The following is a 20909-nucleotide window of genomic DNA, read 5'->3' as shown; positions in this document are numbered from 1 at the left end:
CACTTTCACCAAGTGTTTTATTTAGCAAATAAGGGTATTTTATTTATACAGGTACTAGCTTGCCCCCAAAGCGCAACCAAAGTATCAGCAGACACTCTCATCGTCGGGAAGTATTGCTGAACTCACTGGGAAATTATAGAGAGAAACTATGCACGCTAAACGCTCCACATCATATGCTTCATCACGATGGAGTCGCTTCAAAGAGAGTGACGAAATAATAGCCCGCTGGGTCATCGGCATTTATTCTTTTGGAACTGCTCTGACTCTGATGTCTTGGATTCTCTCCCCGCTTCACCGAGGACGTTCGTCTACCTGGTGGGAGCTCACGTTTACCTACCTCAACGTGCCGGTCAGCCGGTCTTTGGTCTCGGTGATTGTAATGGCTCTTATTACCGTAAACCTGGTGAAACGTCGCAGAGCTGCACTGAACGCCGTAGTAACTTTCGAAATCTTAGGAGTCTTGGCGAGTATACCTTTAGTAGCCAAGGTGTTTTCCTCCGAAAATACACTCAAAACGTTACTTCATTCTTACAACCCCATCCTCGATATTCTCTCTATCGTGGTGGGTGTTGTCTCCATCTTCTTCCTGTTCCACGCCCGCCACGCCTTCCCTGCTCGGCTAGGGCGAAGAAACTGGTCAGGCGCTATCGTAGTAACGCTCATTGGCTTGGGTGTTACCATACTTCTCGCTGGAGTCTTTGGGAACATTCAGGCAAGCCACGGATCCGGAGACGCTTGGCAAAACGCTCTTGACTATTTGCTTTCCGGGATAGGGCTACACCTCCCGGGTCACCACCCGGAACAGTACTTTCTCAGCAAAATTTTTCAAGAGATGATGGAACTCAGCTACGCCGCGTGCGTTCTTCTCTTTATTTTGATGGTTCTGCGCAATCCGCCGGAGAAAAACGTATGGACGCCCGAAACCGAGCTGGAACTGCGCGAGCTGGTACACGCCTACGGCGCTAATGACTCGCTTTCTTACTTCGCAACCCGCCGCGACAAGCTCATCGTTTTCTCCGATGACCGCAAAGCAGCGGTAACCTACCGACTCATCCGCTCGGTGTGCCTTGCATCGGGTGACCCGGTGGGTGCGCCGTCGTCCTGGGCATCAGCTATCGCCAACTTCACCCAGTATGCCCGCACCTACGGCTGGAACCTGGGCGCCATGAGTGTGAGCGAAGAAGGCGCCAAAGCCTATGCTGCCGCAGGGCTATCCATTACCTATATGGGCGATGAAGCAATCCTTTACCCCGATCGTTTCTCCCTCAACAACACCTCGCTGACCGACGTCCGCCAGGCAGCTCGCCGTCTCGAAGCAGAAGGCTACAGCGTGCGAATCCAGCAGCACCGCAACCTCTCTGCGGAAAAAATGCAAGAAATTATCGCAGACATTGACTCCTGGCGCCACGGTGAAACCGAACGCGGATTCTCGATGGCGCTGAACCGTTTGGGCGACCCTGCCGATGGCAGAAGCACCCTGGTGACAGCTCATGACCCTCAGGGGACGATCGTCGGTATCCTCTCCTTTGTGCCCTGGGGACGCCGCGGCATCTCGCTGGATATCATGCGACGTTCGCCGCAAGCCCCCAACGGAGTCGTCGAATTCATGGTCGCACAGCTCATGGAACAAGCTAGCGAAGTAGGAATCAAAGAAGTCTCTCTCAACTTCGCCATGTTCCGCAAAACTTTCGTAGAGGCCGACCACTTTGGTGCAAGCCCCTGGACGCGCGCGGCGTCCTCCACCCTTGGATTTCTCGACCGCTACCTCCAACTTGAACGCCTTTACCGCTTCAACCAGAAATTTGATCCCTTCTGGCAACCTCGATACCTCGCTGCCGAGTCGATTGTGACCCTGCCTTCGGTAGCGATTGCTTCGGGAATTGCAGAAGGATTCCTGCCCGAATGGCTCAGCCGCAAAACATCCACCGGCGGTAGCCTCACCGACGAACAGCTCAAACAAGCGCTCGAAGTCGAACGGCATACGGTGGCGCCGGCACCGGTAGAACACCGCTTCACCGATCAAAGCAAGCACCGCATCCGCCACATGAAACAGCTCCGCGAGGCGGGGATGAACCCCTACCCACTAGGCATTTCTACTCAGCTCACCCCCGCGCAGTTGGCAGAAAAGATAGCCACGTTTGAGAACGCTGCAGTAAGTGGTGCATCTACAAGAGAACGGCTATCGGTGGCTGGACGCGCTCGCGCTATCCGCTCCTTCGGTTCGGTCGTTTTTGTGGAGCTCATCGACGGCGCTACCACCGTGCAGGTGGTGTGTGAGAGAGAACGATTTGAAGCCTCCGGTGCCGATCTTGACTTGCTACGCCACAACGCGGATACGGGCGACATCCTGGTCTTCGAAGGGGCGTTGGGACGTTCTAAAAACGGAACCGCCTCCCTCTTGGCATCTAGCTGGTTTATGGGCGCGAAGTCCTTGCACGCCATCCCCTTCGAAAACTTCAAAGACCCTGAAGCGCGCTTGCGCCGTCGTTCCACAGACCTCATTGTGAACCCGCAACAACGGGAGTTCTTGAAGATGCGCACGTCAATCATTACCTCGATTCGTGCGACTCTGGACGGAGAAGCCTTTACCGAGGTTGAAACCCCTATCTTGAACTCAATCCACGGTGGGGCTTCCGCACGCCCCTTCAAGACCTTCATCAATGCCTACGGTGCCGAACTTTACCTACGTATAGCCCCCGAGCTATATCTCAAGCGCCTGGTTGTAGGCGACATGGGCGCGGTCTACGAGTTGGGGCGAGACTTCCGCAACGAGGGCGCCGACGCCACCCACAACCCCGAATTCACCGTGTTGGAGGCGTATAAACCGTTCTCCGATTACAACGGGATGCGCGAAATTACCGAATCGCTCATCAAAAACGCTGCCCGCTCGGTCTTCGGCACCGAATCGTTGCCACTGGGGGAGAAGGGCGCTGATGAGCGCGTTCTTACCGACGTCTCGGGTTCGTGGCCGGTGAAAACCGTGTGCGGTGCTCTCAGCGAGGCGGTTGGAAGGGAAATCTCCCTCGATACCGATTTTGAGGTGCTGTTGAAGCTAGCACGCGAAAACGAAATCTATGTTCGGGACGACATGGGAGCTGGCGCCATCATCGAAGAACTCTACGGCGAACTGGTAGAAGCGAATACCATCTTCCCCACTTTCTACAAGGATTTCCCCGTGGAAACCTCCCCGCTCGCTGGCCCGCATCGGTCGGAGGAGGGACTCGCTGAGCGGTGGGACTTAGTCATTAACGGTATGGAGCTGGGTACCGCTTACTCAGAAATGGCGGATGCGTTGGAACAGCGACGTCGCCTCACCGAACAATCCCTCAAGGCCGCAGCGGGCGACCCCGAGGCAATGGAAATTGATGAGGACTTCCTCTACGCACTAGAAACCGGATTACCTCCCACAGGTGGTTTGGGAATCGGTGTGGATCGTCTGGTCATGCTGATGACCGGAACCCAGATTCGCGGCGTGCTGAGCTTCCCGTTCGTTAAACCTGCGGTGCGCTAAGCATGGATTTAGCGCGCTACTTCTCGCTCGTTTTTCCCCTAGGGTTAGCGGGCTTTGACCCCGCTCCACTGTTCGTGGCGCTTTACTTTCTCGCTAAAAACGGGAATCGTTCGGGACGACGCACGGTGCTTGGTTTCAGTTTGCTTATTCTGCTGGGCGTTACCACGTGGGGACTTTTTCTGAGTCTAGTTTTTGGGGATTTTATTGCCCGATTGCCCTGGCACCAGATTTTTCACGCCATTCTTAACGCCGGCGTGTGGACGCTACTGGGCAAGTTAATTATCGGACTGGGGTTGCTGGGCTACGGACTCTTTCGTCTGTATCAATTGCGCCGTGGAACGAACAGCGAAACTGAGAAACCTGCTAAAAACCGTAGCGCCTCAGGACTGGTTGTTTTCGCGCTAATTTTCATTCTGGTGGTGACCACCGACGTACCGTTTGCCGCTTTCGTGGCGGCGTCGGCGTCACAGCCTTTATGGGCTCAATGCGTGGGGCTTGTGCTGTGGTCTCTTCTTTCCCAGTTCCCGCTCACATTCTTTGTGATTGCACTGATTGCAGGGAAAGAAGCGCTCTTCTCTAAGGCGCTGGCTTTCGTGCGCGAGCGGTTCGGGGCGGCGCTACGGTATGTGTTGCCGGTGCTGTGCGTGGCGTTGGGAGGGGCGTTCCTTCTGGACGTGATTCTGTTTCCCGCTACTCGCTTTGCTCTTCTCCCGTTCTTGCATGTCTAGGGAGAAACGAATGACCGCCTGAGCGTGTTTTGACCATGTACATGTGGTCAAAACGAGCTCAGACGGTCACTTGGTCGGGATTTATGGGTTTACCGACGTCCTGAATCGTCGGAGAAGACGTCGGGAACGCCGTCGGCATTCTCATCTAAGCTCTCGCGCAACTCCACATTCTTGTAATGCTTATTGCGCAGGGAAAGCAGGAAGCCACCCACTACTGCCGCCGTCACGGATCCCACGAGAATGCCGACCTTGGCGTTCTCCGTATGGTGGGAACCGGTTTCAAAGGACAGTTCGGCAACCAGCAGCGAAACGGTAAATCCGATACCGGCGGTCACTGCCATACTGATGACGTCGACCCACTTGATGTCGGGGTCCAAGTTTGCGTTGCGCAAGCGGGTAACTAGCCACGTGGTAAGCGTAATACCAATAGTTTTGCCGAATACCAGGCCAAACATAATGCCTAATGCAACAGAGTCGGTCAGCGCGGTGCTGAGCCCGTTCCATCCACCGATGTAAACACCGGCTGAGAAGAACGCAAAAATTGGTACACAAATGAGCGTGGAAAGCGGGCGCAGACGGTGCTCAAGAACTTCCGCCAGCCCCGCCCAGGCGTCTGCCTTGCGTGCTTGCTCGGTGTATTTCACCGGAACACAGAAGCCTAGGACGACGCCCGAGATGGTCGCGTGAATACCGGATTCGAGGAAGAGCGCCCAGGTGATGAGGCCGAGGGGGAGGAGAATCGCCCACGCCGTCCAGGGCTTTTCGTGGAAGAGCTTTTCCTTTTTATAGGCGAACCAGATGTAAAGCAAAATTGGAATGATGGCCGCAATCAGGTACCAGGGCTTGAAGCTGTTGGTGTAGAAAATTGCGATGATGAAAATCGCGATAAGGTCATCTACCACTGCCAAGGTCAGCAAGAACGTCCGTAGAGCGGCGGGGATATAGGATCCGACGGCAGTAATAACAGCTACGGCGAAGGCAATATCGGTAGCTGCAGGAATTGCCCACCCGTGAACAGCCTCAGGTTGGGAAGCATTGATTGCAAAGTAGATGATTGCAGGAAGAGCCGCGCCGCCAAACGCTGCGGCGATAGGAACGATGGCGCGCCCGGGGTCCCTGAGGTCGCCAATCACGAATTCTTTTTTTAGTTCCAGACCGGTGAGGAAGAAGAAAACTACGAGCAAACCATCTGCCGCCCACTGACTCACGGTCATCATGAGGTGGTGGAAGAAGGGTACGTTGAAACCTAGCTCAAAATCGCGCACTCCAAAATATAGGTCTCGGGCAGGAGTATTGGAGAAGACGATTGCCAGAATAGTCGCGCCCAGCAGAACAAAACCGCCCAGCGACTCTTTACGCAATATCTCTGAGATACGGGTTGATTCAGCGTAACTTCCGCGCGATAGCGTGCTGTTTGTGGGCTGAGGAGAAGCTGGGGAGCTAGACATATGCGTGCGTACACCCTTCTGCTGAGTTGGTTCGATTGGAAAATCGCTGCCGGGTATTTCAGGTTTATCTAACGTCTACTGTACTGAATTCAGCAAGGGGAAGGATTTGAGGTGCGGGAGAATATCGGATGGTGGACATCTTTCCCCGCACCTCGGGAGGTATTGCGTTAGTGAGATTTTGCGCCGTCGTCTGTAAAGACGTCGGGTACGCCGTCATCGTTCTGATCGATTTTTTCTTTCTCTTCAATCTTTTTGAAGTGGCGATTGCGGGAGCTGAGAATAAGCGAGCCGAGGATTGCCGCGAGTACGGAGGCAGTGAGAATCGCGATTTTGGCGTAATCGTTATAGCTGGAGCCGATGCCGAAAGATAGCTCTGCGATGAGGAGTGACACGGTGAATCCGATTCCTCCCAGAGAGGCAAGACCGAGCACGTCAATCCATTTGAGGTCGGGGTCAAGGTTTACTTTGCCCAGGCGGGTAATGAGCCAGGTTGCGCCTGTAATTCCGATGACCTTGCCGCAGACTAGCGCTACCATGATTCCAACGGCAATGGGCTGGCTGAGTGCTTCGGTGAAGCCGTTCCAACCACCTATAGCCACTCCCGCAGAGAAGAACGCGAAAACTGGAACACAGAACCCTGCAGAAATGGGGCGAACCCGATGTTCCATCACCTCCGCTAAACCTGCATGAGCGCCCGCCTGTTCTGTATGGCGGTTAGGACGCACCGGAATCAGAAATGCCAGTACCACTCCGGCGATGGTGGCGTGAATTCCCGAGTTGAGGAACAGCGCCCAAACCACACCGCCCAGGGGGAGCAGAATAAACCAGGACGACGCGGGGTTGAGGTGGAAATGGCGCTCACCTAGGCGGGCGATCAGGGCGTAGACCACCAGGGGAATGAGTGCCCAGAGTAGGTAATGAATCTTGAGGTCAGAAGAATAAAAGAGGGCAATAATCACGATGGCTATGAGATCATCGACCACTGCCAGGGTGAGCAGGAAGGTGCGCAGGGCGGCGGGGAGATGCGTGCCGATGACTGCCAAAACTGCAACGGCAAACGCGATGTCGGTGGCTGCAGGAATCGCCCAGCCACCCAGGGCTTCGCTACTGGAATTCAGGTTGATGAGTGCATATAACACGGCTGGAACTGCCACTCCACCTGCTGCCGCCAGAACGGGTACCAGAGCTTTACCGGGGTTGCGAAGGTCTCCCACCACAAACTCTTTTTTCAGTTCTAAACCGGCGAGAAAGAAGAAGACTGCCAATAGACCGTCGGCTGCCCAATGACCAAGCGAGAGTTTGAGGTGAAAATCGCCGATGTCTTGCCCTAGGTAGGTATCGCGAAGTCCGAAGTAGAAGCTCTGCAACGGCGAGTTCGCCAGGATAAGGGCGACAACTGTTGCCCCTAATAAAATGAATCCACCAACGGACTCTTTGCGGAGAATTTCGGTGATGCGGGTGGTCTCACGGTGCGAACCACGGGACAAAATAGCGTTTGACATAGCGCTCCAGGGTTGAAGAAAGAACGGCTACTCAGCTCTGACTAGTGGAATCATAGTTTTGAAGCCGCACTGTAGAAAACGGAGTAGGCAGACCAGACTTCCCTGCACACCAGTGAAACAGACTACCATATTCCTAAAAATCGCCTATCATCGCTTATATTTTGCTCACAAAAGTTCCTTATCCCACCGTGATAGTTCTAAGATTAAAGGGGCAAAAACTATTTACGTATCAACAAAAATTGAAACGGAGCGACCATGAGCGCAGAGAACCCAACACAGGAACATGAAGATTTTCCCTGGTTGAGTGAGGAAGAGCGTGAGGGTTGGCTCTTTCTGACGAGCGTGTTCTTCAGCTTGCCTGGTCAGTTAGAAAATCAGCTTCAGCGCGATTCTGACTTAAGTTTTGTTGAATATATGGTTCTCGCCATGCTTTCTGAATCTCCTAAACACGCATTGACCATGACCGAGCTGGCTCGCCAGACCAGCACTCTTCTTCCCCGCCTTTCGCGGGTGGTGAGCCGTTTGGAAAAGGACGGCTTCGTGGAACGTTCTGTGTATTCCAAGGATCGCCGGGTATCTATCTGCCACCTCAAAGAAGAGGGGCTGAAAAAGGTGGCAGAAGCTGCGCCTGGGCATGTGCAGGAAGTGCGCAAGCAGATTTTCTCTCACCTGGGTTTGCGTCAGATTAAACAGCTTGCACGAATTGGCGAATCGGTGCTGGGTGCAAAGCCTTCTGAGGTCATCAATCTGAGTAACTCAACTATCATCGACTAACCCGTTTTTACTGGTCAGAGCGCCCTTGGTGGAGATTCTTTCACCAAGGGCGTTTTGCGTGAGGTGGTATAGTGCACCTTAAAATTAGTTGACACGTAAATTAGTTTGTTGATGAGATGAAGATATGACTCAATGAAATAACTCCTCAATATCCCTCGGACTTCTTATCTTGCGCGTTGTTCTAGGCGTAACTTTTTTCATGCACGGCTGGCAAAAACTCAATGAGTGAACTCTTGCGGGAACCACTGAGACATTCACTCAGATGGGCGTGCCCGCTCCCGAGCTCATGGCACCGGCCATCATGTGGCTCGAACTTATTGGCGGCGTCCTGCTGATTATTGGGGTTGCTACCTGCATCGTCGGCATCCTCTTTGCGCTGAATATGGTGGGTGCGATTGCTCTCGTACATGGATCTGCTGGTTTTTTGCGGCGAATGGCGGCTTTGAATTCGTATTGTTGCTCGGTGCTTGTGCTCTTGCGTTAGCTCTGACTGGGTCTGGCGCATACGCGGTAGACGCACTATTTGGTCGCAGAAAAGCTGTACGCGCATAAATCCCCTTTTTCAATCGCCCGTATCCTCAGGATGCGGGCGATTTTTGTTATCCACAGAAGTTATACACAGCGTGGAAAACTTACACAGGTGTGATTATCTCGGAAGCAGGGTTAAGGTTTTTAAGGACAGGGTACGGTGGAAAAACCTAAAATCCCGGTTTCTAGGGAAATTTTTCACCCCGATGAGGGGAATCGGAAAACGTGCGCAGGGGTGCCGAAGCGCGTACGGTGTTTATTATCCACACCTGTGGATAACTCTGTGAACAATATCCACTTAAAGTGGGGAAAACGAAAACTATCTGTGGGGAAGCCAATTGAAAAACCGCGAGAATAAGCGGTTCTGAGGATATTTTCAGGCTTATCCACAGAAGTTATGCACAGCGTGGAAAACTTACACATGTGTCATTATCGAACATATATTTGGTGTCCCAACTAATACTTTGAAGAAAAAATCCCGGAAAAGTCGCTCTTTTGAGACGTCTTGTTTGCCTTAAATTCAAAGTGTTCGATTTTCCCACAGAGTTATCCACCGCCTGTGGATAACTTTCTGCACTTAATCCACTTAAGGGGTAGAAAAACCCTTGGTGGAAGATGGTATCTCGCCCTACCGGCTCCGCACGGCGCGCTGACGCTGGGAAAACCTCAAACGTTGGTTCATGCAACTGCGCTGGGCAATTCTTGTGTTTGTGCCCAGCTGGTTCTTAGGCACTTTCATCTCCTTCTTCGTTATTCCGCTTCACCTCTTTTCCAAAGGCACGATGCACCTCTTCCATCAGGTCTTAGACCCCGGCGCCCAAATCTTTGTATTTTCTGGAACTCTGGTGGTGGAAACCGCCCTACTGGTTCTAATCCTCCCCGCCCTCGCGCAAATTCTTGCCAACCGGCGTCGAGAAAAACTAAGAAACTACCTCACATCAGAAGAGGCAGGGTAGACGTCGGAGAGAACTGGGAGAAGTTTATGAGGAGGTTGCCCGCATCTTAGCGGTGCGTGAAAGTTTGTTACGAAAAGGCGACAACTCTCACGATGATGCGTAAACTTAGTAATGAAAGTTTTCCGCTATAGAAAGGTAACTCCTCATGGCTGAGAAGTACGTACTTCCTGATCTTCCTTACGATTACGCAGCTCTAGAGCCCCACATTTCGGCTCGCATCATGGAACTGCACCACGACAAGCACCACGCAACCTACGTTGCAGGCGCTAACACCGCTATCGAGAAGATGGAAGAAGCTCGTGAAAAGGGCGACTTCGCAAACATCGGCAAGCTCTCCAAGGACCTTGCATTTAACCTCGGTGGCCACACCAACCACTCGGTTTTCTGGACCAACCTTTCACCTGAGGGCGGCGACAAGCCTACCGGTGAACTCGCAGCAGCAATCGACGAATTCTTCGGTTCATTCGATGGCTTCCGTGAGCACTTCACCAACGTAGCAACCACCATCCAGGGTTCCGGCTGGGCAATCCTCGCATGGGACACCGTGGGTAAGCGCCTCGTTATCGAGCAGCTTTACGATCAGCAGGGCAACATCTCTGTTGGTCTGATTCCCGTTCTGCAGCTGGATATGTGGGAGCACGCTTTCTACCTGGACTACCAGAACGTTAAGGGCGATTACGTCAAGGCATTCTGGAACATCGTCAACTGGGCAGATGTTCAGGAACGCTTTGCACGCGCAACCTCACAGACCAAGGGTCTGATTATTTCTGAGGCATAAGCCTGAGCGCATAGCAAGAATCCCCGCCCCTCTCATTGATTAAGAGGGGCGGGGATTTTTTGTTGAGTCTTATGAGTTCTGACCGGCGTAGCGTGTTTTGACCACGAGTATCTGGTCAAAACACACTACGCCGGTCAGCGGGTACTGGTTCGTTAGCCGAGCTGATCCAGGTAACCACTAATTTCCGCCAGCCCCTCGCGTAGAGTTTCTTCCGAGCAGGTGTACCCCAGGCGGTAGTGTTCGGGTACTCCAAAGGCAGAACCGGGAGTTAACAGCACCCCGGTTTGTTCCAACAGTCCGATAGCAAACGTACGGTCGTCCACCGGCGCCTCAATCTTCAACAAAGCCGCTGACCCGGCGTCGGGTTTCACCCAGCTTGCTCGCGGTTCGTTCTCTAACCACTGCTCGACGACGGCGCGGTTGCGGTTGAGGATGCTGCGAGAGCGTTCTAAGAGCACTTCGTGATGTTCGATAGCTAGCGCGCCCAGTAAATCATCCAAAACGCCTACCGAAATAATTGAGTAGTCGCGTTGATCGGCAAACTGTGCTTTCAAATTTTTGGGGATCACAGCCCAACCTACGCGCAGGCCGGGTAGCGAAAAGGCTTTAGAAAGTCCGCTGGTAGCGATGCCCTTTTCATACAAATCTGCCACAGAGGGGACAGGCTCCACACCGGGGGCTTCTACCCCGCGATAGACCTCATCGCAGAGAATGTAAGCGTCTACCGAGCGGGCAATACCTACGACCTCCGCCATCATGGCGGCGTCCATCAGTGTGCCGGTGGGGTTGTTGGGGCTAGTGAGGCAGATGAGCTTGGTGGAGGGGCGGACGGCCTCCCGCAACTCCTGCAGATTCGGCAAGTAACCGTTCTCTGGAAGCAGCGGTAGAACCGTTACCTCAGCGCCAATGGACTCGGCAATCGCTGCATGCTGATCGTACGAAGGGCTGAATGAAATCACGTGATCCCCGGCGTCGGTCAGCACTAAATGTGCCAGATGATTAGCGCCAATAGTGCCATGTGCTAACGTCACCAGGTCGGGGGTTACATTTTCGTACAGCCCCGAAATTGCCGTGCGGATGCGCTCGCTACCGGGAATCGCCCCGTAACTCAACCGCGCGTCTAGAAGCTCGTCCAAAGCAGAATCTCCCAAACCGGTGAGTTCAAAAAACTCCCGCAGTGACAGCGCCGAAATAGAAGTTTCAGCGAGATTCAACCGAGCGGAATCTTCAAATTCGTTGAGCCACAACTCAACCCCAAAGGGAGCTATCTGCATGATGAATCCTTGAAAACTTAGACGACTGTATTCGAGGTAGTATCCACACCCTGGTCAATCAATTGACCGAGCTTAGAGTGCTTGAAGCCGTAGAAGGCGTAGTAGACAAAGGCGACGGCAATCCAGATGGCGCAGACAACCAGAGTCACTATCTGCAGACGGCTAATAATCACTACACAGCCCAAAACTGAAAGGATTGGAATGACGGGGTAGAGGGGCACCTTGAAAGAGCGAGGCAGGTTCGGGTGAGTGCGGCGCAGAATCATCACGCCAATAGAAACAACCAAGAAGGCGAGCAGGGTGCCGATGGAAGTCATCTCAGCCAGGAAGTTGATGGGAATAACACCCGCAAGAACAGCTACCACCACGGATACAATCCACGTATTGATGACCGGCGTGTTTGATTGAGGATTGACTTTCTGGAAGACGGGTGGAATCAGACCGTCATTAGACATGGAGTAGAGGATTCGGGTCTGACCGTAAATTACTACCAAAGTAACCGAAATAATGGAGATAACAGCGCCTGCTGAGAGTACCGTCGAGAAAATCGTTGAACCGGTAATATCGGTCATGATCTGTGCTAAACCAGCTTCTTGACCCTCAAACGCCTCAGTGGGTTGCGCGGCGATAGCCACAATAGCTACTGCCACGTAGAAAGTAGTCACAATAATCAGCGAGAGAATAATCGCCAGCGGCATGTTGCGGCGTGGATTCTTAGCTTCAGCACCTGCGGTGGAGACGGCATCCAAACCGACAAAGGTAAAGAACACAACGCCTGCCGCACCCAGAATTCCCTGTGCACCGGCGTCCCAGAAACCAGCAAAATGGTCAGAGTTCCAGCCCTGAATACCAATCGCAATAAACAGAAGCAACACTACAAGCTTGATACCTACCATAATGGCGTTTGCGGTGGTCGATTCGCGCGCACCGCGAGAGAGCAAAAGCCCACAACCCAGCACCAAGACGACGGCGGGTAAGTTGATAATGCCGCCTTCTTCAGGCGCATACGAGAGCGCCTCGGGCAGAACAAATCCGAAGAGATTACTGCACAGTTCATTGATGTACTGGGACCAGCCAACGGCAACTGCCGCGGCGGAAACACCGTACTCCAGTAGGAGGCAGGCACCAATCAGAACAGCTACACCTTCGCCCATGGTTGCATACGCATAGGAATAGGATGATCCCGCAACCGGCACCGCTCCTGCCATTTCTGCGTAACATAGAGCAGTCAAACCAGCCACAACCCCGGCAATAATGAACGAGACAATGGTGGCAGGCCCTGCCATGGGAACGGTCTCGGAAAGAATAAAGAAAATACCGGTACCGATAGTTGCGCCTACGCCCAAGGAGACTAGCTGGGGCAAGCCGATATTACGTACTAAGCCGGGTTTGCCGTGAGCATCGTCGATGCCAATATCTTCACTGATGGATTTACGGCTCAGTAGCCGTTGCGCGATAGTTGCCAACGCAAACTCCTTGGGCGGAATAACAAGAATAGATATACAATACCACGCGATTATATACAGCGTGGGGTTGTAACTCGTGCCGTCTTGTTATGTACCTATCGGCAGACTACTTGCTGCCAGGGCGCGCCGTTGCGCTAGCTGATGCGGATTGCTTCTCCGCCTGAGAAAGCCCTGTCTCATCGTAGTAATTGTCACCTAGAGCGGTACGCAAATCTTCCATCTGCTTCTGTACAGCATCTAGAGTCACAATCGAGCCGAGATAACTGGCAGGAGCGGACTCTGATTCATCGAGCGAATTATACAGGGCAGAGGCTTTTTGGTAGACCACCTTGCGCTCGTCCTCATTAGACTTATCTCCAGCGGATTTCACCTGATCGATGGCATCCTTCAACGCATGAGGAACGGTGCACTCCGTATCAGTGGAGTAAATCCCCTTGCCATCTTTCGCCGCTTGCTGCTGCGCCTCAGACACCTTCGGATAGAACTCATCCTTCTGCGTAGCGAAAGTAGTCGCTGCCATACCAGCGCCAGTTACCTCAGCATTGACGAGATCTTCGCCTACCAGTACCGCGGCATCGAGGAAGCCAGAGGTACCCACCTGAGCGTCGTCAAAATTCAGCGTAACTTCCTGTCCGACAGGAAGCTTAGACGCCAAAAAATCCTTAGATTCTTGCACCATGCAAGACCCCGAAAGAACGTTATTATTCTCCGACGGCGCGACTACGTTCAAGAGACGCACCTGCTCGGACTTGCCGTCAATCTCAACGGTAACTGTATTACCGGTATCAACCGACTTTACGGTTGCTTTCTGTCCGTCCTGATAGTGGCTCTTTGCCTGAGAGGAAACAGGGGCCGACGACTCCTGCCCAGACGAACAACCGGTCAGCGCAACGGCCGAAACACCTAGCGCAACGAGAAGAGGGGAAACCTTCATGAAGAATCCTTCGGGGGAAGTGAAAGGGAAATACTATTGGGTTTTAGAACCCTCAGCCTTGGCATGTTCAGCTGCCCGATACATACCCAGCGGACCCTGATCAGAGAACGCTTGAGAATGATCGTAGCGGTAAAGACGCGGCGGGCGGTGGCGGGTGCCTTCAACACGCCTACCCGTATCAATAATTGACTTAGATGCAGCAATTTGACGGCGGAAATTCGCTGGGTCAAGAGGGCGTTCAAGGATAGCCTCATACACCTCGCGCAATTGCGCCAACGTAAATTCTTCACCTAAGAAAGAGTGGGCGATACGTGAATACTCCACCTTGTTCTGCAGGCGGTATTTAGCGTATTCAATGATTTCGTTGTGGTCGAAAGCCAGCACGGGCAACTCGTCGAGCGGGAACCAGCGGATATTTTCGTGAACGCGAGTACGGCTTACTTCGGTTGCAGGAATCGATGCCCAATACACCACCGAAACCGTGCGGTTCGCAGGAGCCTCATCTGCAGCGGGCACAGTGAGTGGACCGCCGTCGCGCTTCACATGATGGTCGGGGGTACGCAGGACGTCACCAAACGCATAAAGCTGCTCTAAATATCCGGGAACCAGACCGGTGGCGCGTTTCAGGGTAGAACCTGCAGCCTGCTCCAGCGAAAGATCGCTCGGAAGAGGACCACCAGGTAGAGCCCACTGCCCCTTATAGGGCTCACGCAGACGGCGCACCAGCGGTAGCCACAAAGAACTCTGTGATTCGCCCTCCTTTTTGCGGAGCGCCAAAATTACAGTAGAAACAGCTAGAGTTACCGAACCGTTCTCAGAATCATCGTGTTCATCGCGGTTAACCGTGGGGCTCTGAGAAAGATTGTCAGGACCAGTCATAAAATTTACTCTCCGATAAAGCCGAACAGATGATTACAGGAACCATTGTAATGAATAAAGGTGAATTTCACTGTGTGGGCAATGCGGGGGAGCACGGGGCGTAAATGCGGGGCAAAACTAGCCAGTTTTTTTGATGCGATGCCGGACGGCGTCGTCGGGCTGCTGGGTAAGGCACAGGCAAAGTGGCGTTCTGGGGTGTAAAAATGTACCTCAGAACGCCACTTTGACTGTGTTTTAAGGATTGCGCTTCGCGCCTAATTGATCTTTAACCCCGGCTTCGCCGATTCGGAAACAGATTTATTTCCTCGCACGCTCGGAATCTGTTCCCTCATCCCTGCGGGCGAGTTGAAGAATATTGAGACGCTTCGCGCCTAATTAATCTTCAACTCGCCCATCTCATCCCAGTCATCGCCATCAATCTGACGCGAAATAATCTTGGGAGTCTCAGCCAGCAAGGGACGCATCGCCTCCAGCCCCTTGGCGAAGTGCTCAGAATTGACGTGCGCCTCACCAGCGTCGTCGGCAAAAGCCTCTACCAAAACAAACTCGTTGGGATCCTCAACCGAGCGTGACCACTCAAACCACTTATTGCCAGGCTCTGCGCGAGTAGCTTCGGTGAACGCCCGCGTGGCATCCAAGAAATTCTCGGTTTCACTAGGCTTAACCTGGTATTTAACAACAATAAAAATCACGGGATTATCCTTATCTTTTGACCTTATATCGTTCCTCTATTGTGGGCACGAATCTCAGCGCAGGTCAACACAACCCGTATAGACTCGAATATATGAATCAGCCTCTTATCAAATTTATTGACCTTGACCCGAACGTCATCGCCGCAGAAACAACCCTTCGCGCCTCGGCCTCTGATGTTTACGCGCTCGTTGCCAACCCTGCCCGCCATGCCGAGCTGGACGGTGGCACTACCATTCGCGGGCTCAACAAAGGCAGCGACGGCGAATTTGCTGAGGGCGATACCTTCAGCCAAAACATGGTTCTGGGAATCCCCTACACCTTGCCCATGAAAGTTACCCGCGCCGAGAAAAACTCCGGTGTGACTTGGGTGCACCCCGGCAAGCACACCTGGTCTTGGGATATTACTGATAACCATGATGGCACCGTAACCGTTCGCGAAACCTTCGACGCTCGCGGTTCTGTGATAGCAGGGATTCCCGTGTACAAGATTTACCACCTGCTCGGTAGCTTCCGTGCCAACCGCAAAAACATTGCGCTCTCCCTAGCAAACTTGCACCGTATTTTCGCATGCAACTAGAACAGACCTACGCCGGAACCTTTCCCGACCTCGCCGTCCAAGCCCACCCTGATATTCCTGCACAATCGCGCGTGAGCTGGGTGAACGAACCACTGGCTCAAGACCTCGGACTTGACGCCGAATGGCTGGCAAGCGCCGAGGGCCTGAAATGGCTTACTGGGCAAAAAGAAGCGGAACCTGGCGAGGATGCTGGTTCTTCTTATGCGCTTGCCTACTCGGGTTTCCAGTTTGGCCACCTTTCGCCGGTATTGGGCGACGGGCGCGCCCACCTGATTGGCGAGTTGCCGGTGGCGGATGCGCATACGCCCGATATTCTTTCTCACCGGGTCGATTTGCACCTGAAGGGAAGCGGGCGAACTCCTTTCTCCCGCCCCGGTTCAGATGGTAAAGCACCGCTGTCAGCGGTCTGGCGCGAGGTTATCATTGGGGAATTTTTTGCCGCAATGAACGTGCCTACTTCGCGAGCACTGGCGGTCATTGAAACAGGTGAGACGGTCCGCCGGCGTAGTCCGCTACCTGAGCCAGCGGCAATTGTGGTGCGGGTGGCATCGAGCCATATTAGGGTAGGGACTTTTCAGTACGCACAGATGAATATGCCCATTGACCAGCGCAAACGGCTGGTTGACTATGCGCTGGAGCGTCATTTTCCGCACCTGAAAACGCAGGAACATGCTTTGGAAGAAAGCTCCTCTGCTCTGACGCTCCTTCAGGCGGTCGCTGAAAAGCAGGCAGATTTGGTGGCGCAGTGGATGGGATTGGGTTTCATTCATGGTGTGCTCAATACCGATAACGTCTTGGTTTCTGGCGAGTCCATCGACTTCGGTCCTTGCGCTTTCGTTGACGAATTCCGTATGAATGCCGTCTTTAGCTCGATTGACCGGCAGGGCCGCTACGCGTTCGGCAATCAGCCGGGCATTACACAGTGGAACCTGGCGCGCTTTGCCGAGAGTCTTCTCGATTTAATGGCAGAGAACCCCAACGACGCCGTCGATGACGCCACTGCCGTGCTGGCCGCTTTCGACGAACGCTTTCAGGAGCGTTGGGTGCAAATTTTTGCGGCAAAACTGGGTGTTTCGGTTGAGAATATTTCTACTGCCCATCGGGAGCAGTTGAAAACTTTTATCGGTCAAACGCTCACGCTGCTGGAAAAGCATTCTTTAGATTTCACTGAATTTTTCTACACCCTTACGCATACGCCTGAGCAGATTTCCTTGTTGAGTGGGGAGGACTCAGCAGAGGAACTGATGGATTGGCTGAGCGAGTTAATGGAATTTCGCGGGGTCACGGGTACTGCTGAGGCAGTTTCTCGGAGTCTGATGGAAGGTGCTAATCCCCTTTATATTCCGCGGAATATGAGGGTTGATGCGGCTCTGCGGGAGGTGGAGAAGGGGAATAGTGAGCCCGTGGAGAGGTTGTTAGATGCGCTACGACAGCCCATGACGCGGCGGGATGGACTAGAGGATTTAGAGACCGCACCTGATAATTCACGATTCTTCACCAGCTTCTGCGGCACCTAGGGACTGCTCAGGTGGGGTGCTGAAATAGGAAGAAGGCTGATGGAATGTGTATAGTTATTTATACTTAGTTATATATATCCATTTTTGAAGATTGCCGGAGACCTCTGTGAACGCCCCTGACTCACCCCACACGCCGGATGGCCCCGCTCTAGAACGCGGTCTGTCCAATCGACATCTTCAGCTGATTGCCATCGGCGGAGCTATCGGAACCGGGCTCTTTTTCGGCTCGGGAAAACTTATCAATCTGGTGGGCCCCTCCGTCATCTTCGTCTACATGATTATCGGCTTCGTACTGTTCTTTGTCATGCGCGCACTGGGGGAGCTGCTCCTCTCCAACCTCAACTACAAGACCTTTGGTGATATTGCCAAAGACAATATCGGTCCCTGGGCAGGCTTCTTTGTCTCCTGGAACTACTGGTTCTCCTGGGTTATCGCCTGTATTGCAGACCTCGTGGCAATCACCGCTTACGTGCAGTACTTCAACCCCGACGTCCCCATCTGGCTACCCTCGGCCATCACTGCGCTCGCCCTACTTATTTTGAACCTGCAGCCCGTCAAAGCCTTCGGCGAGACCGAATTCTGGTTTGCAATCATCAAAATCGTGGCTATTCTCGCGCTGATTGTGGTCGGACTTATTCTGATTTTTACCGGTTATGAGTCACCCAGCGGTAACCACGCTCAAGTCTCCAATCTCTGGAACTACGGCGGATTCTTCCCCACCGGACTGAGCGGCTTCATCCTGGGCTTCCAGATGGGTATTTTTGCCTTCATCGGTATCGAATTGGTCGGTACCACCGCCGCTGAAACCGAGAACCCCCATAAGAACCTGCCCTCGGCTATCAACTCGATTATTCTGCGTATCCTGGTTTTCTATGTGGGTGCGCTCAGCGTGATCATGATGGTGACCCCCTGGGTAGATATCGACCCCGAAACCAGCCCTTTCACCTCCATGTTCGGTATGGCAGGGTTTACTGGCGCCGCGTTCGTCGTAAACCTCGTGGTGCTCCTCTCCGCTGCATCCAGCGCCAACTCAGGCCTGTATTCAGCGAGCCGTATGGTCTATTCCCTGGGTCTCGACCGACACGCACCCCGCTGGCTCACCCATAGAAGTCCTCGCCTAGTACCTCGTAATGCGGTCTTCTTCACCGCCGTCTTTACGTTCCTCTCTATACCCCTGCTCCTCGCTGGCGACACCCTGCTCACAGCCTTCACCGTGATTTCCTCGATTTGCTCCACCTGTATCTTGTTCACCTGGGGAAGCATCGTGGTCAGCTACATCATCTACTTCAAGAAATCACCCGAAAAGCATAAAGTTTCACAGTTCAAACTGCCTTTCCCGCGCGTGACGCCGTGGATCGTGTTGGCATTCTTCGCTTTCATCGTCTACGCCCTCGCTGCAGGAGAAAACACCCGAATCGCCCTTCTGCTTACCCCGCTCTGGTTTGTAGTGCTAGCAGTTCTTTGGCAAATCACTAAAAAGAAGTTGCAGCGAAACCAGCTACCACTCACCGATATGGTGCCGATTCAGACCCCTGAAGAAATCGAGAGAAACTTCAACGCCAAATAAGGGCAGACCTTACCAAGTAACCGGAAGATTTGATGAATTATATTCCTCATCTCAAGATATGCTGAAAAAGATGTCGTTGATACAGTGGAATGGCATCCCGCTTTCATCTTTTGCGGGACATTCCTCTGTAAAAATGAAAGTCAAAGCATAATCCGTGAAAACAGCTCCTATCCAGATCATTAACCCGGCAGAAAACCAGCCTCAGACCTCACCACGCCAGCGCTGGGCTGCGCTGGTGGTGCTGATGCTTCCGGTGCTTTTAGTCTCGGTAGATAACACCGTGCTTTCCTTTGCTATCCCCTCGATAGCGCGGGCACTGGAGCCTACCGGAACCCAGCAACTGTGGATTATTGACAGTTACTCACTGGTACTGGCAGGTTTGCTCGTTCCTATGGGTAGCATGGGCGATCGAATAGGGCGTAAGAAACTGCTCATTATTGGTTGCACGGGTTTCGCGCTCGTCTCGGGATTTGCGGCTTTCTCGCCGTCGGCTGGCTGGCTGATTGCCGCCCGTGCCACTCTGGGTTTCTTTGGGGCGATGCTCATGCCCTCAACTCTGTCGCTCATCCGCAACATCTTTGAAAACCCCAATGAGCGCCGTACCGCTATTGCCATCTGGGCATCTATGTTCTCAGCGGGAGCTGCGTTAGGTCCGATTGTCGGCGGGTTTCTGCTGGAGCATTTTGAGTGGGGTTCGGTCTTTTTGATGGCTATCCCCGTACTCATTCCCTTTCTGATTTGCGCACCCCTGGTCCTGCCTGAATCTAAAGACCCTCACCCCGGCCCGGTAGATGGCATCTCCATCGTGTTGGTCATGGCCGCCATGATTCCCGTGGTTTTTGCGATTAAACATTTTGCCGCAGCAGGTGTGGACGCCGTCGGCCCGCTCATGCTGATTCTCGGCGTTGTATGCGGCTGGCTCTTTGTACGCCGGCAGATTCGCCGCACCGTTCCCATGCTGGACGTTCGCCTCTTTACCAACAAGGTCTTTACCGGCGCGATTCTTGCGAACCTGCTGAGTGTTCTTTCGATGACGGGTTTCATCTTTTTCGTGTCCCAGCACTTGCAAATGGTCAGCGGTCTCAGCCCCATGGACGCCGGAATCTTCCTTTTGCCCGGGCTTCTTCTGACTATCGTTGCTGGTTTGGGAGTGGTGCGCTTTGTGCCCCGTATTCACCCGGCAGTCATTGTTGCAGGTTCTCTCTTGGTCAATGCTCTGGGATATCTGGTGGTTGCGCTCACCGACAACGCATCGACGAACGCTGGGCTGATGATTGCCTTTATTCTGCTTGGTATCGGCGTGGGCGCGGGAGAGACCATCTCCAACGACTTGATTCTTGCCTCCGTTCCCCCGGAGAAGGCGGGAGCGGCATCGGCAATTTCTGAAACATCCTATGAAGTTGGTGCGGTCCTGGGCACCGCCGTATTGGGCGGTATCCTCACGGCGGTCTACCGTATGAACGTTCAGGTTCCCTCCCAGCTCACTGAAGCACAGGCGAACTCCGCCCACGAAACGCTGGGCGGCGCGGTGCATACGGCGCAGGAAGTCGGCGGCGACGTCGGCTCCCAGCTCCTGCTCTCTGCCCAGCACGCTTTTGATGCGGGCGTGGTGTGGACAGCTGCGATTTCAGTGGGGATTATGACCGTTGCCTCCGCGCTGACCTACTTCATGGTACGCAAAGCGGAAACTGAATGACCGGCGTAGCTCGTTTTGACCAGGTATACGTGGTCAAAACGAGCTCAACCGGTCAGTCGGTTCTTATACCCGTTTCTGCCA

At 53.4% G+C, this 20909-nt stretch carries 17 protein-coding genes and 1 pseudogene; 11 read left to right on the top strand and 7 right to left on the bottom strand.

Annotation, left to right across the window (positions count from 1 at the left end):
* Positions 1 to 148 precede the first annotated feature (148 nt).
* On the top strand, positions 149 to 3511 hold the full coding sequence (gene lysX, locus IDM48_RS10710) for a bifunctional lysylphosphatidylglycerol synthetase/lysine--tRNA ligase LysX (protein WP_190617377.1): 3363 nt from the start codon (positions 149 to 151) through the stop codon (positions 3509 to 3511).
* Positions 3512 to 3513: 2 nt separating this feature from the next.
* On the top strand, positions 3514 to 4239 hold the full coding sequence (locus IDM48_RS10705; protein ID WP_068171957.1) for a hypothetical protein: 726 nt from the start codon (positions 3514 to 3516) through the stop codon (positions 4237 to 4239).
* An 89-nt stretch (positions 4240 to 4328) separates the two neighbouring features.
* Here IDM48_RS10705 and nhaA (IDM48_RS10700) read toward each other — a convergent pair whose 3' ends face one another.
* Entirely contained in the window at positions 4329 to 5687 is a 1359-nt protein-coding gene (gene nhaA, locus IDM48_RS10700) for a Na+/H+ antiporter NhaA (RefSeq protein ID WP_068171944.1), read from the bottom strand.
* 167 nt (positions 5688 to 5854) lie between these two features.
* A complete protein-coding gene (nhaA, locus tag IDM48_RS10695; RefSeq protein ID WP_068171941.1) occupies positions 5855 to 7189 on the bottom strand; it encodes a Na+/H+ antiporter NhaA in 1335 nt (444 codons plus the stop codon).
* 255 nt (positions 7190 to 7444) lie between these two features.
* Here nhaA (IDM48_RS10695) and IDM48_RS10690 point away from each other — a divergent pair, with 255 nt between their 5' ends.
* The 4 genes and pseudogenes from IDM48_RS10690 (at position 7445) to IDM48_RS10675 (ending at position 10225) form a co-directional block, all read left to right on the top strand.
* Positions 7445 to 7963 (top strand): MarR family winged helix-turn-helix transcriptional regulator, encoded by a 519-nt coding sequence (locus IDM48_RS10690; protein WP_068171937.1) that lies wholly within the window; start codon positions 7445 to 7447, stop codon positions 7961 to 7963.
* 148 nt (positions 7964 to 8111) lie between these two features.
* Positions 8112 to 8515, top strand: a pseudogene (locus IDM48_RS10685) (DoxX family protein).
* A gap of 656 nt (positions 8516 to 9171) precedes the next feature.
* Positions 9172 to 9447 carry a hypothetical protein gene (locus IDM48_RS10680; RefSeq protein WP_068171933.1) on the top strand — a complete coding sequence of 92 codons (276 nt, stop codon included), beginning with the start codon at positions 9172 to 9174 and terminating at the stop codon, positions 9445 to 9447.
* 145 nt (positions 9448 to 9592) lie between these two features.
* Complete coding sequence (locus IDM48_RS10675) at positions 9593 to 10225, top strand: superoxide dismutase (protein WP_145177241.1); 633 nt, start codon at positions 9593 to 9595, stop codon at positions 10223 to 10225.
* A 152-nt stretch (positions 10226 to 10377) separates the two neighbouring features.
* Here the strand turns inward: IDM48_RS10675 and IDM48_RS10670 are convergent, their stop codons facing one another.
* The 4 genes from IDM48_RS10670 to IDM48_RS10655 form a co-directional block, all read right to left on the bottom strand.
* Positions 10378 to 11499 (bottom strand): aminotransferase class I/II-fold pyridoxal phosphate-dependent enzyme, encoded by a 1122-nt coding sequence (locus IDM48_RS10670; RefSeq protein ID WP_190617376.1) that lies wholly within the window; start codon positions 11497 to 11499, stop codon positions 10378 to 10380.
* 17 nt (positions 11500 to 11516) lie between these two features.
* Positions 11517 to 12965, bottom strand: coding sequence for an APC family permease (locus tag IDM48_RS10665; protein ID WP_190617375.1), 1449 nt, complete (start codon positions 12963 to 12965; stop codon positions 11517 to 11519).
* Positions 12966 to 13071: 106 nt separating this feature from the next.
* Positions 13072 to 13899 (bottom strand): thermonuclease family protein, encoded by an 828-nt coding sequence (locus IDM48_RS10660; protein ID WP_190617374.1) that lies wholly within the window; start codon positions 13897 to 13899, stop codon positions 13072 to 13074.
* 33 nt (positions 13900 to 13932) lie between these two features.
* Positions 13933 to 14778 carry an NUDIX hydrolase gene (locus tag IDM48_RS10655; protein WP_190617373.1) on the bottom strand — a complete coding sequence of 282 codons (846 nt, stop codon included), beginning with the start codon at positions 14776 to 14778 and terminating at the stop codon, positions 13933 to 13935.
* Between the two features lie 60 nt (positions 14779 to 14838).
* Here IDM48_RS10655 and IDM48_RS10650 point away from each other — a divergent pair, with 60 nt between their 5' ends.
* A complete protein-coding gene (locus tag IDM48_RS10650; protein WP_190617372.1) occupies positions 14839 to 14979 on the top strand; it encodes a hypothetical protein in 141 nt (46 codons plus the stop codon).
* Between the two features lie 170 nt (positions 14980 to 15149).
* Here IDM48_RS10650 and IDM48_RS10645 read toward each other — a convergent pair whose 3' ends face one another.
* Complete coding sequence (locus tag IDM48_RS10645; RefSeq protein ID WP_068171918.1) at positions 15150 to 15470, bottom strand: putative quinol monooxygenase; 321 nt, start codon at positions 15468 to 15470, stop codon at positions 15150 to 15152.
* 92 nt (positions 15471 to 15562) lie between these two features.
* Here IDM48_RS10645 and IDM48_RS10640 point away from each other — a divergent pair, with 92 nt between their 5' ends.
* The 4 genes from IDM48_RS10640 to IDM48_RS10625 all read left to right on the top strand — a co-directional run bounded on the left by IDM48_RS10640 (position 15563) and on the right by IDM48_RS10625 (position 20828).
* The gene (locus IDM48_RS10640; RefSeq protein ID WP_068171915.1) at positions 15563 to 16048 is read left to right on the top strand and encodes an SRPBCC family protein; all 486 of its coding nucleotides are present in this window, start codon (positions 15563 to 15565) and stop codon (positions 16046 to 16048) included.
* Positions 16039 to 17565 carry a protein adenylyltransferase SelO gene (locus IDM48_RS10635; RefSeq protein WP_190617370.1) on the top strand — a complete coding sequence of 509 codons (1527 nt, stop codon included), beginning with the start codon at positions 16039 to 16041 and terminating at the stop codon, positions 17563 to 17565. The genes IDM48_RS10640 and IDM48_RS10635 overlap by 10 nt, the downstream gene beginning before the upstream one ends.
* Before the next feature lie 106 nt (positions 17566 to 17671).
* A complete protein-coding gene (locus IDM48_RS10630) occupies positions 17672 to 19132 on the top strand; it encodes an amino acid permease (protein ID WP_190617369.1) in 1461 nt (486 codons plus the stop codon).
* Positions 19133 to 19376: 244 nt separating this feature from the next.
* A complete protein-coding gene (locus tag IDM48_RS10625) occupies positions 19377 to 20828 on the top strand; it encodes an MFS transporter (protein WP_190618784.1) in 1452 nt (483 codons plus the stop codon).
* Positions 20829 to 20909 lie beyond the last annotated feature (81 nt).

Source organism: Rothia amarae, assembly GCF_014705945.2.
GTDB lineage: Bacteria > Actinomycetota > Actinomycetes > Actinomycetales > Micrococcaceae > Rothia > Rothia amarae.
Note: the sequence above shows the minus strand (reverse complement) of the source record. Positions and strands in the feature narration are given on the sequence as shown.